This window comes from Teichococcus aestuarii, from assembly GCF_042651065.1.
Lineage (GTDB): Bacteria > Pseudomonadota > Alphaproteobacteria > Acetobacterales > Acetobacteraceae > Pseudoroseomonas > Pseudoroseomonas aestuarii.
This window is the reverse complement of the sequence record NZ_JBHSCH010000019.1, coordinates 13,621-28,461: the sequence shown is the minus strand read 5'-3', so window position 1 is coordinate 28,461 and position 14,841 is coordinate 13,621. Positions and strand designations below refer to the sequence as shown.

Here is a 14,841-nt window from a genome sequence, read left to right as displayed (position 1 = left end):
GGCTGGCTTCCCCGGCCCCGCCTCAGGCGCCGCCGGGGCGGTCCAGCATCAGGCTGCCGGTCAGCGGGCCGAAGCCCATGGCGCGGCGGGCGAAGAAATCCTTCAGCCGCGGCATCCGCTCTACCGCCCCCATGCCGAGGCGGCGGGCCAGCCGCAGCGGCGGCAGGCTGTTGCCGAACAGCCGCTCCAGCGCGTGGGTGGCGCCCAGCATCAGCATCGCGTCCGGCCGGCGCCGCGCCTGGTAGGCGGCGAGCAGCGCCGGGCCGCCCGGGTCCTCGCCGCGCGCCAGCGCCTGCGCCACCAGCTCGGCCAGCGCCGCCACGTCGCGGAAGCCGAGGTTCAGCCCCTGCCCGGCGATGGGGTGGATGCCATGCGCCGCATCCCCCACCAGGGCCAGGCGCGTGTCGGTGTAGCGCAGCGCGTGCATGGCGGTGAGCGGGTAGGACCAGCGGCGGCCGATCGGCGTCACCTTCCCCAGATGGTCGCCCATGCGGCGCTGGATCTCGCGGCCGTATTCGGCATCGGGCAGCGCCAGCACCCGCTCGGCGATGGCCCGCTTCTCCGACCAGACGATGGCCGAGGCGTTGGGGTGCTCGGCCGTCGGCGCCAGGGGAAGCTGGGCGAAGGGGCCGTTGGGCAGGAACTGCTCCAGCGCCTCCTGCCCGTGCGGCCGCTCATGCGCCACGGCGCCGACGATGCCGGTCTGCCGGTAGTCCAGCGTGGCGGCGCCGATGCCGGCCTGCCGCCGCAGCGGGCTGCGCCGCCCCTCGGCCGCCACCACCAGCCGCGCCACGATGGTCTCGCCGGTGGAGAGGCGGATCTCGGCGCCCTCCGGGGTGCGCGTCACCTCGGCGCGGGCGGGGGCATGCACGCTGAGATGCGCCAGCGCGCCCATGCGCGCGTTCAGCGCCATGCGCAGCGCCCGCGCCTCCACCATCCAGCCGAAGGGGCCGGCGCCGGTCTCGGCGGCGTCGAAATGCAGCGCCAGGCGGCTCGGCGCCTCGCCCGGCAGGCCGTCGGCGCAGCGGATGCGGGTGATGGGGCCGGGCGCCCAGGGCAGCAGCGGCCACACCCCCGCCGCCTCCAGCAGGTTGCGGCTGGTGAGCGCGATGGCATAGGCGCGGCCGTCGAACTCCGGCAGCTCCATGGGTGGCAGCGGCGCGCTGTCCACCAGGGCGGCGGGCACGCCGCCGGCGGCCAGCGCGGCGGCCAGCGTGGCGCCGACCGGCCCCGCGCCAATGATGCAGACCGCGACCTCGATGCGTTTCGTCATGCCGCCCATTCTGCCCCTTCGCGCCCCGCTCCGAAAGCCGCCGGCGCTGAAACGCCGCGCTTCCGTTGGATGCAGCTGCCCAATTCCTGGGCAGATGGGGTCGCGTCGCGGGGCCGCAAGCCTTGCGGGGGCGTGTGGCACGGCGCTCGCATTGGGGAGAGCAGCCACGCGGAAGTAACGAGGGGACCGCAGCGCATGAAGCTGGTGATGGCCGTCATCAAGCCTTTCAAGCTGGACGAGGTGCGCGAAGCGCTCACCCCGCTCGGCGTGCAGGGGCTGACCGTGACCGAGGTGAAGGGGTTTGGCCGGCAGAAGGGCCAGACCGAGATTTACCGCGGCGCGGAATACCACGTGTCCTTCCTGCCCAAACTGAAGATCGAGGTCGCGGTGCCGGCCGACATGGTCGACGCGGTCGTGGAGGCGATCGCCACCACCGCGCGCACCGGCAAGATCGGCGACGGCAAGATCTTCGTGCTGGACGTGGAGCGCGCGCTGCGCATCCGCACCGGCGAGACCGACGATTCGGCGCTGTGACGCCTCTCCCCGCCAACCAGACGACAATGGAACCGAGGACGATGCGAACGGCATCCGCCCCTTCTACCCCCGCCACCCCCGGGCCCGGCCGGCTGAGCGGCCTGGCACGCGGCGCCGCCGCCACCGCCGCCGCCACCGCCGCCGCCCTGGCGCCCGCCCTGCTGCTGTCCCTGCCGGCCCTGGCGCAGGAGGAGGCGCCCGCGGTCAACACCGGCGACACCGCCTGGATGCTCACCAGCACCGCGCTGGTGCTGATGATGACCATCCCCGGCCTGGCGCTGTTCTATTCCGGCATGGTGCGGAAGAAGAACGTGCTGGCCACCATGATGCAGTCCTTCTTCCTGGCGGCGCTGTGCAGCGTCATCTGGATGGTGGCGGGCTACAGCCTGGCCTTCGGCGAGGGCGGCGCCTATATCGGCGACCTCTCCAAGCTGTTCCTCACCGGCGTGGCGCCCAGCTGGGACGCGCCCTTCACGCTCGGCAGCGGCGACGCGGCGGTGGCCTTCACCATCCCCGAGACCGTCTTCATCATGTTCCAGATGACCTTCGCCATCATCACCCCGGCGCTCGCCACGGGCGCGGTGGCGGACCGGATGAAGTTCTCGGCGCTCGTGCTGTTCACCGTGCTGTGGTCGCTGCTGATCTACAGCCCGATCGCCCACTGGGTGTGGCACCCGAATGGCTGGATCTTCGCCCTCGGCGCGCTGGACTTCGCCGGCGGCACGGTAGTGCACATCAACGCGGGCGTGGCCGGCCTGGTGGCCGCCATCGTCCTTGGCAAGCGCACCGGCCTCGGCTCCGAGAACATGTCGCCCTTCAACCTGGGCCTGGCCGTCATCGGCGCGGCGCTGCTGTGGGTGGGCTGGTTCGGCTTCAACGCCGGCTCGGCGGGCGCCGCCGGCGGCCGCGCGGGCATGGCCATGCTGGTGACGCAGGTGGCGGGCGCCGCCGGCGTGCTGGCCTGGGTGGCCGCGGAGTGGATGACCAAGGGCAAGCCCTCGGTGCTGGGCGCCATCTCCGGCGCCGTGGCGGGCCTCGTCGCCATCACCCCCGCCGCCGGCTTCGTGCTGCCGGTGCCGGCGCTGATCATCGGCCTGGTGGCGGGCCTCGCCGGCTTCTGGGGCGCCACCACGCTGAAGCACTGGTGCGGCTATGACGACAGCCTGGACGCCTTCGGCGTGCACGGCATCTGCGGCATCGTCGGCGCGCTGCTGGTGGGCGTCTTCGCCTATGGCCCGCTCTCGGCCACGCCGGGCGCGCCGGAGGGCATCTCCGGCTCCTTCGACCAGTTCCTGATCCAGGTCTACGCCACGGTCGCCACCTTCATCTTCACCGCGATCGGCACCTGGATCATCCTGAAGGTCGTGGACGTGGTGGTGGGCCTGCGCGTCACCGAGGAGGAGGAGCGCGAGGGCCTCGACGTCTCGCTGCACGGCGAGCGGCTCGGCTGAGCCTCTCCCCTCCGGGGGAAGGGCCCCAGGGCGCCGGGGGCAACCCCGGCGCCTTTTTTCATGCGCCGCGTCCCGCGGCCCCTGTTCCGCCGCCTCCCGCGGCCCCTGTTCCGCCGCGTCCCGCGGTCCCTTTTCCGCCGCGTCCCGCGGTCCCTGTTCCGCCGCGTCCCGCGGCCGGGCTATTCCGCCGCGTCCCGCGGCAGGGCCCGCAGGAAGGCGACGAAGGTGCGCAGCGGCGCCGGCAGGTGGCGGCGCGAGGCGTAGTAGAGGAACGGCCCCTCGAAGGGCGGCAGCCACTCCCGCAGCAGCGGCACCAGCCGCCCGGAGGCGATGTCCTCCGACACCCATTCCTCGAAAGTCATCAGGAAGCCCGCGCCGGCCAGGGCGGCAGCGCGCTCCACATGCGGGTCGGTGGTGACGAGCGGCCCCTCCGGGCGGATGGCGACGCTCTCCGCTCCGCGCTCGAACACCCAGGGCGGCAGGTTGCCGCCGGGGAAGCGGTGGCGGATGCAGGGCAGGCCCAGCAGGTCGCGCGGCGCGGCGGGCGTGCCGCAACGGGCCAGCAGCGCCGGCGCCGCCACCAGCACGTAGCGCTGCGGCCCGCCGAGCGGCACCGCCACCGTGTCCCGCGCCAAGCTCTCGCCATAGCGGATGCCGGCGTCGAAGCCGCCCTCCACGATGTCGATGAAGCCATCCTCCACCACCACCTCCACCGTGACGCGGGGGTGCGCCGCCAGGAAGCGCGGCAGCAGCGGCGCCAGCACCAGCTGCGCCGCCGATTGCGGGGCGTTGATGCGCAGCGTGCCGCCGGCCCCGCCCTGCGCGCCGCCCGCCTCGGCCAGCGCCTCGCCGATCTCGCGCAGCGCCGGCCCGAGGCGCGCCAGCAGCGCCGCCCCCGCCTCGGTGGGCCCGACGCTGCGTGTGGTCCGGTGCAGCAGCCGCACCCCCAGCGCATCCTCCAGCGCGCGGATGCGCTCGCTCAGGCTGGAGGGGGAGAGCCCCGCCTCCTGCGCCGCCCGGCGGAAGCTGCGGTGCCGCGCCACGCCGGCCAGGAGGTCGAGATCCGCCAGGGGTGGCCGCATGGCGCGCCTCCGATTGTTCGCCGGAGCCGCATGCCCCGTGCGGATCATGCCGCCTTATCGCACAGCCGCCCAGCGCCCATTCTCCGGCCACGCCCTCCGCCCCGGGCGGCATCCCGCAGAAAGGCACCGCCATGGACCACCACCGCCTGGGCCGCACCGGCCCCTCCGTCTCCGCCCTCGGCCTTGGCTGCATGGGCATGTCCGACTTCTACGGCCCCGCCGACCGCGCCGAGAGCCTCGCCACCCTCGACGCCGCGGTGGAGGCCGGCATCACCCTGCTCGACACGGGCGATTTCTACGGCATGGGCCACAACGAGATGCTGATCGGCGAGGCGCTGCGCCGCCACCGCCGGGAGGATCTGGTGATCAGCGTCAAGTTCGGCGCGCTGCGCGGCCCGGCCGGTGAGTGGTCGGGCTACGACGCCCGCCCGGCGGCGGTGCGCAACTTCCTGGCCTACACGCTGCAGCGCCTGGGCACCGATTATGTCGACATCTACCGCCCCGCCCGGCTCGACCCCGCCGTGCCGGTCGAGGAGACGGTGGGCGCCATCGGCGAGCTGGTGCGGGCCGGGCATGTGCGCCATGTCGGCCTCTCCGAGGTCGGCGCCGCCACCCTCCGCCGCGCCGCCGCCGCCCACCCGATCGCCGACCTGCAGATCGAGTACTCGCTGCTCTCGCGCGGGATCGAGGCGGAGATTCTGCCCGCCTGCCGGGCGCTCGGCATCGGCGTCACCGCCTACGGGGTGCTCTCGCGCGGGCTGCTGAGCGGCCACTGGTCGGCCGGCCATGGCGGCGGCGCGCGGGATTTCCGCGCCATGAGCCCGCGCTTCCAGGGCGGGAACCTGGCGCACAACCTGGCCCTGGTGGAGGCGCTGCGCGGCGTGGCCGCGGCACGCGGCGCCAGTGTGGCGCAGATCGCCATCGCCTGGGTGGCGGCGCAGGGCGCCGACATCGTGCCGCTGGTCGGCGCCCGCCGGCGCGACCGGCTGGCCGAGGCGCTGGGTGCCTGTGGCCTGGCGCCCGGCGTGGCGGAGCTGGCCGCCATCGCGGCGGCGGTGCCCCCCGGCGCGGCGGCCGGGGCGCGCTACCCGGAATCGCAGCTGGCGCACATGGACAGTGAGCGCCCGGTGGGCTGAGCCCCGGCCGGCGCCCTCCCGCCGCACCAGGCGGCGGCCCGCCCCGGCCGGCCCGCCCGGCCGACGCCGGCGGGCGGGCGCCGCCCCACCCTCAGCCGCGCAGGCGGCGGTGGTTCTCCGTCACGGCGGTGTGGACGGGCCGCAGCGCCTGCTCCGCCATGGAGAGGCACAGCCCCGTCCAGGCGGCGCCGAAGCCCTGGGCGCGGCTCATGGCGCCCATCGCCCATTCCGCCTGCAGGCCGGCCACCGCCAGCGGGTTGGGCGTGCCGGTCGCGCGCAGCGTGGCGCGGTGCGCGGCCTCCATCTCGGCCATGCTGTACTCCAGGGCGCGCTGGCCCAGCGCCATGCCGCCCTGCGCCAGCGCAGCGCCGCCCGCCGAGAAGGCCAGCATCTTCTCCGGCACCATGCGCCCCACCTCGAGCAGGGTGGCCACCGGGCCGCGCCGGTGCGCCGCATCCGCCGAGAGGCGATGGTCGATCACCTGCCGCGCCGCCTCCAGCGTGGTCATCACGGCATTGGCGTGGCGGGCGGCGCGCTGGCCGTGGGCGAAAGGATTGTTCATCGGAATGGCACTCCAGAAGGGAAAGGCCCTTGGTGCGCCATCCTAGCAGCTTCTTGTGCAGCGCAGCATCACTCTGGCTTGTAAGGCCGCGCCTTGCGGAGCTGCGGGTTGTCGAAGACCGGCGTGCGGTACTCGGCCAGCACGCGGCGCAGGGCGGCGGCCAGCTCCTGCTGCTCCTCCTCCGAGAGGAAGCGCCCGATCGGCACCCGGCGGCCGCGCTGCACCAGCGCCAGCCCCTGCCGCTCGCTCCATTCCACCCGCGCCCAGTAGGGGTCGAGCACGGCGCGCTCCCAGCGGCCGGTGCCGTCGCGCCGCTGCACCAGGAGGTGTTGCCGGGTGAGCGAGACCACCTCCCGCGCCCGCCCCGACCAGCGGTGGTGCAGCGCCACCAGCGCCAGCGCGCCGGCCACCTCCAGCCCCAGGAAGGGCAGCACCGGCCAGGCGCCCATCAGCACGAAGGCGATGCCGCCGCCGAGCGACCAGAGCAGGCCGAGCCCCAGCATCACCACGAAGCCGCGCGGCCGGAAGCTGCGGGGCGGCGTGCTGATCGCCTCGAACAGGACCGGCTCGGCGGGGATCGGCTCGGGGGTTGCGGGCATCGCGCCCAAACATAGGCTGGGAGTGCGGTTCGCGAAGATGGAATATGCACCCCTTCTGATGGAACACCGCATGAAGCCGCCCGCCCGCCCCCGCCGCGCCGCCGTGCCGCCCCAGGTCCCTGCTCCCGAGGTCCCTGCTCCCGAGGCCCCTGCTCCCGGGGCGCCCGCTTCCGAGGCCGCCGCTTCCGGGACGCTTGTTTCCGAGGCACCCGCAACGGAGACGTCCCTGCCCGGAGAGCCACAGCCCGGGGAGCCACAGCCCGGCGCACCACAGTCCGGGGCCGTGCCCGCCGCCACCCTCCGCCGCGCCGCCGCGAAACGCCCGCTGCACGGCACGGCCGAGGCGCCGCGCCGCGCCCGCCGCATGTCCGCGGCGCAGGCCGCCGCCTTCGTCCGCGCCCTGGCCGAGGCCAACCCGGCGCCGCGCACCGAGCTGCACTACACCTCGCCCTACACGCTGCTGGTGGCGGTGGCGCTCTCCGCCCAGGCCACCGACGTCTCGGTGAACAAGGCGACCGCCACGCTGTTCCAGGTGGCCGACACCCCCGCCGCCATGCTGGCGCTGGGCGAGGAAGGGGTGGGCGCGCATATCCGCCGCATCGGGCTGTGGAAGGCCAAGGCGCGCAACGTCATCAGGCTGTCCCAGCAATTGCTGGAGCGGCATGGCGGGGAGGTGCCGGCCGAGCGGGCGGCGCTGGAGGCGCTGGCCGGAGTCGGCCGCAAGACCGCCAATGTGGTGCTCAACGTGGCCTTCGGCGAGGAGGCGATGGCGGTGGACACGCACATCTTCCGCCTCGGCAACCGCACCGGCCTGGCGCCGGGCCGGACGCCGCGCGCGGTGGAGGAGGAGCTCATGAAGCGCGTGCCGCCCGAGCTGCTGCGCGACGCGCACCACTGGCTGATCCTGCACGGGCGCTACATCTGCAAGGCGCGGCTGCCGGAATGCTGGCACTGCGTGGCGCGCGCGCATTGCAACTACGCCGACAAGGTGCCGTGGCCGCCCGCCGCCCCGGCACGCTCCGGAGCGGGGTGAGGCGGCGGCACCGCGCAGCCGGGCATCACATCTGCAACGCAAGCGCACCGGATGCGGGCTTTGCGCGGTTGCGGCATCCGGGCCGGAGACCTTATCTGGGGCACATGAACCGCCTCCTCTCCCTCCTGCTGTCTGGCGCCGCCGGCGCCGCCCCGCTGGCTGCCGCGGCCCTGTGGCTCGGCGCCGCCTCTCCCGCCCAAGCCCAGCAGGCCCAGCGCCCGCAGGCGCTCGGCACCTTCCAGGACTGGACGGCGGCGACGCACCAGGAAGGCAAGCAGAAGGTCTGCTACGCCTTCGCCCGCGCCGAGAACCGCCAGGCCGCCATCCTGACGGTGACGCACCGGCCGCAGGGGCGCGACCAGGTGGCGCTGCGCGCCGGCCACAGCTACCCCCGCAACGCCGAGGTGACGGTGACGGTGGGCAGCACCGAGCTGGATTTCTACACGGCGCAGGACAACGCCTTCGCGCGCGAGGGCGCCAAGGCCGTGGCCGCCTTCCGCGCCGGCGCCCAGGCCGTGGCCAAGGGCCCCGGCGCGCAGGGCCGCGGCACCACCAGCGACACCTTCTCCCTCTCCGGCTTCACCGCGGCCTACGAGGCCATCAGCAAGGAATGTCCGGCCGGCCGCCGGTAGAAAGCACCATGACCCAGACCGCCAGCCTTGCCACCCCCGAGCCGACCGCAGCCGACCTGACCGGGGCCGACCTGAGCGAGGCCGAGCGCGGCCGCATCCTGGCCAAGGCCGCGCTGTTCGCGCCGCCCGCCGCCACGCTGCCGGACGGCCGGCGCGACCTCGTCGGCCTCTCGCGCGAGGAGCTGGTGGCCGAGATGGTGGCCATGGGCGAGAAGCCCTTCCGCGCCAAGCAGCTCTGGCACTGGATCTACCACCAGGGCGTGACCGATTTCGGGAAGATGCCCTCCATCGCCAAGGCGATGCAGGGCAAGCTCGCCGAGCGCTTCGTCATCGGCCGCCCCGGCGTGGACACCGAGCAGACCAGCGAGGACGGCACCCGCAAGTTCCTCTTCGCCTTCCGCGACGGGCAGAAGGTCGAGACCGTCTACATCCCGGACCAGCAGGAGGACCGCGGCGCGGTCTGCGTCTCGACCCAGGTGGGCTGCACCCTCTCCTGCCGCTTCTGCCACACCGGCACGCAGAAGCTGGTGCGCAACCTGGGCGCGGCCGAGATCGTCGGCCAGTTCATGGCGGCGCGCGACAGCTACGGCGAGTGGCCGAGCCCGACCGACGGCACGCCGCGCCTGCTCTCCACCATCGTCATCATGGGCATGGGCGAGCCGCTCTATAACTACGAGAACGTCGCCAAGGCGATGCGCATCATCATGGATGGCGAGGGCATCGCCCTCTCCCGCCGTCGCATCACCCTCTCCACCTCCGGCGTGGTGCCGATGATGGACCGCTGCGGCGCGGAGCTCGGCGTCGGCCTCGCCGTCTCGCTGCACGCGGTGCGCAACGACATCCGCGACGAGATCGTGCCGCTGAACCGGAAATACCCGATCGAGGAGCTGATGGCGGCCTGCCGCCGCTACCCCGGCGCCTCCAACGCCCGGCGCATCACCTTCGAATACGTCATGCTGAAGGGCGTGAACGATTCGGAGGCCGATGCGCGGGAGCTGGTGCGGCTGCTCAAGGGCATCCCGGCCAAGGTGAACCTGATCCCGTTCAACCCCTGGCCCGGCAGCCCCTACGAGACCTCGTCGAACAACGCCATCCACCGCTTCGGGCGGATCGTCATGGAGGCCGGCTACTCGGCCCCCATCCGCACCCCGCGCGGGCGGGACATCCTGGCCGCCTGCGGCCAGCTCAAGACCGAGAGCGAGCGCGCCCGCCCGGCGCGCCGCAACGAGGGGGCGGAGCTCGCCGCCCCGCGCCCCCGCGCGGCCGACGCCGCGTGAGCACGGCCGAGGCCCCCGGCGGCAGCACGCCAGGGGTGAGCACGCCAGAAGTGAGCAAGCCAGGGGCGGCGAAGCCACCGCTGGCCATCCTGCCGCTGCTGGCGGCGGCGGCCTTCGCCACCGGCTGCGGCATGCGGCTGCTGGACCCGCTGCTGCCGCTCGTGGCGCGCGACCTGCACAGCACCGTGGCCGAGGTGGCGGTGCTGATCACCGCCTTCGCCCTGCCCTACGGCCTCTGCCAGGTGGTGCTCGGCCCGCTCGGCGACCGCTTCGGCAAGCTGCGCGTGCTGACCCTCGGCCTCATCGCCTATGGCGTGGCCATGGCGGCCTGCGCGCTGGCCGGGTCGCTCGGCCAGATGCTGGCGCTGCGCGCCGCCACCGGCGCGGCCGGCGGCGCCATCATCCCCCTCGCTTTGGCCTGGATCGGCGACAACGTGCCCTACCAGGAGCGGCAGGCCACCATCAGCCGCTTCCTCACCGGCATGGTCATGGCCCAGCTCCTCACCGGCCCCATCTCGGGCAGCATCGGCCAGGCCTTCGGCTGGCGGGCGGTGTTCCTCGTCACCGCCTCGGTGTCGCTGCTGACGGCGGCGGCCATCGCCGCCACGCTGGGGGGGCGGCTGTGGCGCGGCCAGCCGGCCGGCTCCGGCCGCCTCGGCTTCGCCAGCTATGCCGAGCTGCTCAGCCGCCGCGCCGCGCGCCTGCTGCTGCTGGCCGCCTTCCTCGACGGGCTGCTGCTGTTCGGCGGCGCCTTCCCCTTCATCGGCTCCTACCTGATCCAGGATTTCCACCTGGAACCCTGGCAGGCCGGGCTGGTGGTGGCGGGATTCGGCCTCGGCGCCCTGGCCTACACCCGCGCGGCGCGGCGGCTGCTCGGCCGCTTCGGCGAGACGCGGCTGATGCTGGGCGGCGGGCTGCTGCTGTCCGCGGCGCTGGCGGTGCTGGCGCTGGCCCCGTCCTGGCCGCTGGTGGCGGCCATGCAGGCGCTGCTCGGGCTGTTCTTCTTCAGCTTCCACGGCGTGCTCCAGGCGCGCAGCACCGAAGCCCTGCCGGAAGCCCGCGCCACCGCCGTCTCCGCCTTCGCCATGGCGCTGTTCCTGGGGCAGGGCGTGGGCTCGGTCTGCTTCGGCGCGCTGCTGGCGCGCAGCGGCTACACCGGCGCCTTCCTGCTGGCCGCCATCGCCATGGTGGGGCTGACGCTGTGGTGCCGCGCGGCGCTGGGGGGCAGCGCCAGGAACTAGAAGGCCGGGGGAAGGAATTCCCCCGGACCCCCTTCTTTTTTCTTCGAGTTTACGAAGGCCGCCGGCTGCGCCAAACCCTTCCCCCAGGGATGGGACGGACAGACGCATGAACACCCGTGAGGGATCGGCCGCCTTCGTGGCGCCGCTGCTGGTGCTGGGCTTCGGGCACATGATCTCGAACCTGGTGCGCACCCTGCCCGCCATCTCGGCCGACGTGCTGGCGCTCGACCTCGGCGTCTCGGCCGAGGGGCTGGCCAGCCTCACCGGCGCCTACCACTTCGCCTTCGCCGCCGGGCAGATCCCGCTCGGCGTGGCGCTGGACCGCTTCGGCGTGCGCCCCGTCTCGCTGGCGCTGCTGGCGCTGGTGGCGGCGGGCACGGTGCTGGCGGCGCTGGCCGGGGGGCCGGGCGGCTTCCTGCTGGCGCAGGTGGTGCTCGGCCTCGGCTGCTCCGGCATGCTGCTCTGCCCGATGACGCTGGCCGCCAAGCTGCTGACGCCCGCCAAGTTCGGCCTGTGGTCGGGGCTGATCCAGGGGGTGGGCAATGTCGGCATGCTGCTCTCGGCCAGCCCGCTGGCCTGGCTGGTGGAGCAGCAGGGCTGGCGCGCCGGCTTCTGGGTCTCGGGCGCGCTGGCCATCGGCGTGGCGGCGCTGGTGGCGCGCGCCGTGCCGGCGCCGCAGCCCAACCCCGGCCCCCACCCCGGCCTGCTGGCCGACGCAAAGCGGGTGCTGCGCCTCGGCGCGGGCGCGAAGCTGCGTGGCATGGTGCTGCTGGCCTTCGCCTCCTTCGCCGTGGTCATCGGCGTGCGCGGGCTGTGGGGCGGGCCGTGGCTGATGGAGGTGAAGGGCCTCACCCGCATCGAGGCTGGCCATGTGCTGCTGCTGCTGACCCTGGCGCTGATCGCGGGGCCCGTCGCGGCCGGGGTGCTGGACCGGCGCCTGGGCCGCCGCCGCGCCCTGCTGGCGGCCGGGCACGCCGTGGCCGGGCTGGCGCTGCTGCTGGTGGCCGGCGGCGGGCCGGGGGGCTGGCTCTCCCGCCTCGCCGGGGTGCCGGTGCTGCCCGTCTCCGCCGATGCGGCGCTGCTCTTCGCCTTCGGCCTGGCCATCGCCATCCAGCCGCTGATCTTCGCCATGACGCGCGCCGCCGTGCCGCCGGAGGAGGCGGGCAAGGCGCTCTCGGCGGTCAACCTCTCCTTCTTCGCCGGCGCCGCCGTGCTGCAGGCGGCCACCGGGCCGGTGGCGGCGGCGGGCGGGGTGGGCATGGCCATCGGCTTCCTCGGCGCCATGGTGCTGCTCGGCACCGTGCTGTTCCTCGGCGCCACGCGACGGCGGGACTGAGGGCCGCCACGCGGCGTCCCGGAGCCTGACCGCCGCCGGTCTGCCCCGGGCTAGGGCGTGATCAGGATGGCCCCCTCCACGCGGCGCTCCTCCGCCGCGCGGTGTGCCGCGGCGATGTCGTCGAGCCGGAAGCGGCCGCCGATCGTCACCGTCACATGCCCGCGCGCAATGGCGTCGAACAGGTCGGCGGCATTGGCGCGGAAGGTGGCGGGGTCGGCATTGTGCGGGAAGACCGAGGGGCGCGTCAGGAACAGGCAGCCCTTCTTGTTCAGCAGCTCGGGGTCGATGGCGGGCGCCTTGCCGGAGGCGGCGCCGTAGCACACCACCAGCCCGAAGGGCGCGGCGCAGTCGAGCGACTTCAGCAGCGTGTCCTGGCCCACCGCGTCGTACACCACCCGTGCCTTGCGCCCGCCCGTCGCCGCCAGGAAGGCCGCCGGCCATTCGGGGTCGTTGAGGTCGATCACCGCGGCGCAGCCGGCGGCCAGCGCCGCCCCGCGCTTGCCGGGCGAGCCGGTGGTGCCGATGACCGTGGCGCCCAGCGCCACCGCCCAGCGCGTCAGGATCTGCCCCACGCCGCCCGCCGCCGAATGCACCAGCAGCAGGTCGCCGGGCTGCACGGCATGGGTGCGGCGCAGCAGGTACTGCGCCGTCAGCCCCTTGAAGAGCAGCGTCGCCGCCGCCTCGTCCGGCACGGTGTCCGGCAACGGCACCAGCTTGTCAGCGGCCACGTTGCGCCGGTCGGCATAGGCGCCGGGGCCGGCATTCATGTAGGCCACCCGGTCGCCGGGCTTCACGTCGGAGACGCCCTCGCCCACAGCCTCGACCACCCCCGCCGCCTCGAAGCCGAGGCCGGTCGGCAGGGGCAGCGGATAGACGCCGCGGCGCTGGTAGATGTCGATGAAGTTGAAGCCGATCGCCGTCTGGCGGAGCTGCGCCTCGCCCGGGGCGGGCGGCGGCAGCGCCTCCGCCGCCACGCGCAGGACCTCGGGCGGGCCGAACTCGGCGATGCGGGCAACGCGGCATGTGGACATGGGGGGCGGCTCCAGGAAGGATGCCGCCATCACACACCGCTTGAGGTATGATGTAAATCGTACCTTTCGCGAAAGGAGCGCCATGCCGGAGGAGCTTGCCCACCCGGCGCCAGAGGCGATGGAGCTGGGCGCGATCTTCGCCGCGCTGGCCGATCCGCTGCGCCGCCAGGTGGTGCTCACCCTGGCGGCCGAGCCGGGGGCCGTCATCCCCTGCGGCGGCTTCGCGCTGCCGGTGGCCAAGGCCACGCGCACCCACCATTTCCGCGTGCTGCGCGAGGCGGGGCTGATCCGCCAGGTCGATCTCGGCAATGGCCGCACCAACCGGCTTCGGCTGGAGGAGCTACGGCAGCGCTTCCCCGCCCTGGTCGAGCTGCTGCTGGCCGAGGCGCGCCGCCCGCCGGGCTGAGCGCGGCCCCCGCTCCCTTGCCCGCTCCCCCTCCCTCGGCCTTGCGGTTCCCGGGGCGCCGGGCATCATGCCGCGCATCCCGCGCCCGGCCCGGAGGACGGCACCATGCCCCAAGGCACCCCCTACGACACCATCGTCATCGGCCTCGGCGGCATGGGCTCGGCGGCGCTGTGGCAGCTCGCCCGGCGCGGCCAGCGCGTGCTCGGGCTGGAGCGCTTCGACCTCGGCCACGCCATGGGCTCCTCGCACGGGCTCAACCGCATCATCCGCCTGGCCTATTTCGAGCACCCGGACTACGTGCCGCTGCTCCGCCGCGCCTACGAGCTGTGGCGGGAGACGGAGGCGCTGGCGGGCGAGCAGCTCCTCTTCGTCACCGGCAGCCTGGATGCGGGGCCGGAGGATGGGCGCATCGTGCAGGGCTCGCTCGCCGCCTGCCGCGCGCACGGGCTGCCGCACGCGGCGCTCACCGCCGCCGAGGTGAACCGCCGCTTCCCCGGCTACCGGCTGCCGGAGGGCCATGCCGCCATCCACCAGCCCGATGGCGGCTTCATCGCCTCGGAGCGCGCCATCCTGGCGCATGCCACGCTGGCCGTGGCGGCGGGGGCCGAGATCCATGCGCGGGAGAAGGTGCTGGCCATCGAGCCGGCGCCGGGGCGTGTCACCGTCGTCACGGAACACGGGCGCCACGAGGCGGGGCGCGTCATCGTCTCGGCCGGCGCCTGGATGGAGGACCTCATCCCCGGCCTGCGCGGCCAGGCGGTGCCGGAGCGGCAGGTGCTGGGCTGGTTCCAGCCGCGCCAGCCGGCGCTGTTCACCCCCGCCGCCTTCCCCGTCTCCAACATGGAAACGGCGCTCGGGCATTTCTACCAGTTCCCGGCCTGGGGCATCCCGGGCTTCAAGATCGGCCTCTACCACCACCTGCGCGAGCAGGGGCACGCCGATGCCCTCTCGCGCGAGCCCACGGCGCGGGACGAGGCGGTGCTGCGCGAGGCCGTCCGCGCCTTCTTCCCCGCGGCGGACGGCCCCACCCTGCGCCTCGCCGCCTGCCTCTTCACCAACACGCCGGACGAGCATTTCGTGCTCGACACCCTGCCGGGGCACCCGGAGGTGGTGGTGGCCTCGCCCTGCTCCGGGCATGGCTACAAATTCGCCAGCGTCATCGGCGAGGCGCTGGCCGAGCTGGCCACCACGGGGACGAGCCGGCACGACCTCTCGCTCTTCTCCTACGGCCGCCTCGCGGCCTGAGGC

At 74.3% G+C, this 14,841-nt stretch carries 15 protein-coding genes; 10 read left to right on the top strand and 5 right to left on the bottom strand.

Annotated elements, in window-relative coordinates:
* Positions 1-22: 22 nt before the first annotated feature.
* The gene (locus ACFOY6_RS09945; protein WP_379650453.1) at positions 23-1,273 is read right to left on the bottom strand and encodes a UbiH/UbiF/VisC/COQ6 family ubiquinone biosynthesis hydroxylase; all 1,251 of its coding nucleotides are present in this window, start codon (positions 1,271-1,273) and stop codon (positions 23-25) included.
* Positions 1,274-1,468: 195 nt separating this feature from the next.
* On the opposite strand from ACFOY6_RS09945, the gene ACFOY6_RS09940 reads away from it, so the two are divergent.
* Together ACFOY6_RS09940 and ACFOY6_RS09935 are read left to right on the top strand one after the other, a co-directional pair.
* A complete protein-coding gene (locus ACFOY6_RS09940; RefSeq protein ID WP_109516504.1) occupies positions 1,469-1,807 on the top strand; it encodes a P-II family nitrogen regulator in 339 nt (112 codons plus the stop codon).
* 41 nt (positions 1,808-1,848) lie between these two features.
* Positions 1,849-3,258, top strand: coding sequence for an ammonium transporter (locus ACFOY6_RS09935; protein ID WP_379650451.1), 1,410 nt, complete (start codon positions 1,849-1,851; stop codon positions 3,256-3,258).
* 179 nt (positions 3,259-3,437) lie between these two features.
* Here the strand turns inward: ACFOY6_RS09935 and ACFOY6_RS09930 are convergent, their stop codons facing one another.
* The gene (locus tag ACFOY6_RS09930; RefSeq protein WP_379650449.1) at positions 3,438-4,340 is read right to left on the bottom strand and encodes a LysR family transcriptional regulator; all 903 of its coding nucleotides are present in this window, start codon (positions 4,338-4,340) and stop codon (positions 3,438-3,440) included.
* 131 nt (positions 4,341-4,471) lie between these two features.
* On the opposite strand from ACFOY6_RS09930, the gene ACFOY6_RS09925 reads away from it, so the two are divergent.
* Positions 4,472-5,476: an aldo/keto reductase gene (locus tag ACFOY6_RS09925; RefSeq protein WP_379650447.1), complete on the top strand. Its 1,005-nt coding sequence runs from the start codon at positions 4,472-4,474 to the stop codon at positions 5,474-5,476.
* Positions 5,477-5,567: 91 nt separating this feature from the next.
* Here ACFOY6_RS09925 and ACFOY6_RS09920 read toward each other — a convergent pair whose 3' ends face one another.
* Together ACFOY6_RS09920 and ACFOY6_RS09915 are read right to left on the bottom strand one after the other, a co-directional pair.
* Positions 5,568-6,038 (bottom strand): hypothetical protein, encoded by a 471-nt coding sequence (locus ACFOY6_RS09920; protein ID WP_379650445.1) that lies wholly within the window; start codon positions 6,036-6,038, stop codon positions 5,568-5,570.
* A 68-nt stretch (positions 6,039-6,106) separates the two neighbouring features.
* A complete protein-coding gene (locus tag ACFOY6_RS09915; RefSeq protein WP_379650443.1) occupies positions 6,107-6,637 on the bottom strand; it encodes a DUF2244 domain-containing protein in 531 nt (176 codons plus the stop codon).
* 364 nt (positions 6,638-7,001) lie between these two features.
* Between ACFOY6_RS09915 and nth the strand changes: the two genes are divergently transcribed.
* The 5 genes from nth to ACFOY6_RS09890 all read left to right on the top strand — a co-directional run bounded on the left by nth (position 7,002) and on the right by ACFOY6_RS09890 (position 12,156).
* Entirely contained in the window at positions 7,002-7,670 is a 669-nt protein-coding gene (gene nth / locus ACFOY6_RS09910) for an endonuclease III (protein WP_379636202.1), read from the top strand.
* A 104-nt stretch (positions 7,671-7,774) separates the two neighbouring features.
* The gene (locus ACFOY6_RS09905; protein ID WP_379635630.1) at positions 7,775-8,302 is read left to right on the top strand and encodes an invasion associated locus B family protein; all 528 of its coding nucleotides are present in this window, start codon (positions 7,775-7,777) and stop codon (positions 8,300-8,302) included.
* Between the two features lie 8 nt (positions 8,303-8,310).
* Positions 8,311-9,579 (top strand): 23S rRNA (adenine(2503)-C(2))-methyltransferase RlmN, encoded by a 1,269-nt coding sequence (rlmN, locus tag ACFOY6_RS09900; RefSeq protein WP_379650441.1) that lies wholly within the window; start codon positions 8,311-8,313, stop codon positions 9,577-9,579.
* Positions 9,576-10,820 (top strand): MFS transporter, encoded by a 1,245-nt coding sequence (locus tag ACFOY6_RS09895; protein ID WP_379650439.1) that lies wholly within the window; start codon positions 9,576-9,578, stop codon positions 10,818-10,820. The genes rlmN and ACFOY6_RS09895 overlap by 4 nt, the downstream gene beginning before the upstream one ends.
* 106 nt (positions 10,821-10,926) lie before the next feature.
* On the top strand, positions 10,927-12,156 hold the full coding sequence (locus ACFOY6_RS09890) for an MFS transporter (RefSeq protein ID WP_379650436.1): 1,230 nt from the start codon (positions 10,927-10,929) through the stop codon (positions 12,154-12,156).
* 50 nt (positions 12,157-12,206) lie between these two features.
* Here ACFOY6_RS09890 and ACFOY6_RS09885 read toward each other — a convergent pair whose 3' ends face one another.
* Positions 12,207-13,187: a quinone oxidoreductase family protein gene (locus ACFOY6_RS09885; protein WP_379635638.1), complete on the bottom strand. Its 981-nt coding sequence runs from the start codon at positions 13,185-13,187 to the stop codon at positions 12,207-12,209.
* Positions 13,188-13,269: 82 nt separating this feature from the next.
* On the opposite strand from ACFOY6_RS09885, the gene ACFOY6_RS09880 reads away from it, so the two are divergent.
* Positions 13,270-13,593 carry an ArsR/SmtB family transcription factor gene (locus ACFOY6_RS09880; protein WP_109516495.1) on the top strand — a complete coding sequence of 108 codons (324 nt, stop codon included), beginning with the start codon at positions 13,270-13,272 and terminating at the stop codon, positions 13,591-13,593.
* 105 nt (positions 13,594-13,698) lie between these two features.
* Positions 13,699-14,838, top strand: a complete 1,140-nt coding sequence (solA, locus tag ACFOY6_RS09875) for an N-methyl-L-tryptophan oxidase (protein WP_379650434.1) — start codon at positions 13,699-13,701, stop codon at positions 14,836-14,838.
* The last annotated feature ends 3 nt before the right edge of the window (positions 14,839-14,841 follow it).

Bases quoted from the DNA above. Each gene is read 5' to 3' on its own strand.
- ACFOY6_RS09945 (WP_379650453.1), bottom strand. From the start codon at position 1,273: ATGACGAAACGCATCGAGGTCGCGGTCTGCATCATTGGCGCGGGGCCG.
- ACFOY6_RS09940 (WP_109516504.1), top strand. From the start codon at position 1,469: ATGAAGCTGGTGATGGCCGTCATCAAGCCTTTCAAGCTGGACGAGGTG.
- ACFOY6_RS09935 (WP_379650451.1), top strand. From the start codon at position 1,849: ATGCGAACGGCATCCGCCCCTTCTACCCCCGCCACCCCCGGGCCCGGC.
- ACFOY6_RS09930 (WP_379650449.1), bottom strand. From the start codon at position 4,340: ATGCGGCCACCCCTGGCGGATCTCGACCTCCTGGCCGGCGTGGCGCGG.
- ACFOY6_RS09925 (WP_379650447.1), top strand. From the start codon at position 4,472: ATGGACCACCACCGCCTGGGCCGCACCGGCCCCTCCGTCTCCGCCCTC.
- ACFOY6_RS09920 (WP_379650445.1), bottom strand. From the start codon at position 6,038: ATGAACAATCCTTTCGCCCACGGCCAGCGCGCCGCCCGCCACGCCAAT.
- ACFOY6_RS09915 (WP_379650443.1), bottom strand. From the start codon at position 6,637: ATGCCCGCAACCCCCGAGCCGATCCCCGCCGAGCCGGTCCTGTTCGAG.
- nth (WP_379636202.1), top strand. From the start codon at position 7,002: ATGTCCGCGGCGCAGGCCGCCGCCTTCGTCCGCGCCCTGGCCGAGGCC.
- ACFOY6_RS09905 (WP_379635630.1), top strand. From the start codon at position 7,775: ATGAACCGCCTCCTCTCCCTCCTGCTGTCTGGCGCCGCCGGCGCCGCC.
- rlmN (WP_379650441.1), top strand. From the start codon at position 8,311: ATGACCCAGACCGCCAGCCTTGCCACCCCCGAGCCGACCGCAGCCGAC.
- ACFOY6_RS09890 (WP_379650436.1), top strand. From the start codon at position 10,927: ATGAACACCCGTGAGGGATCGGCCGCCTTCGTGGCGCCGCTGCTGGTG.
- ACFOY6_RS09885 (WP_379635638.1), bottom strand. From the start codon at position 13,187: ATGTCCACATGCCGCGTTGCCCGCATCGCCGAGTTCGGCCCGCCCGAG.
- ACFOY6_RS09880 (WP_109516495.1), top strand. From the start codon at position 13,270: ATGCCGGAGGAGCTTGCCCACCCGGCGCCAGAGGCGATGGAGCTGGGC.
- solA (WP_379650434.1), top strand. From the start codon at position 13,699: ATGCCCCAAGGCACCCCCTACGACACCATCGTCATCGGCCTCGGCGGC.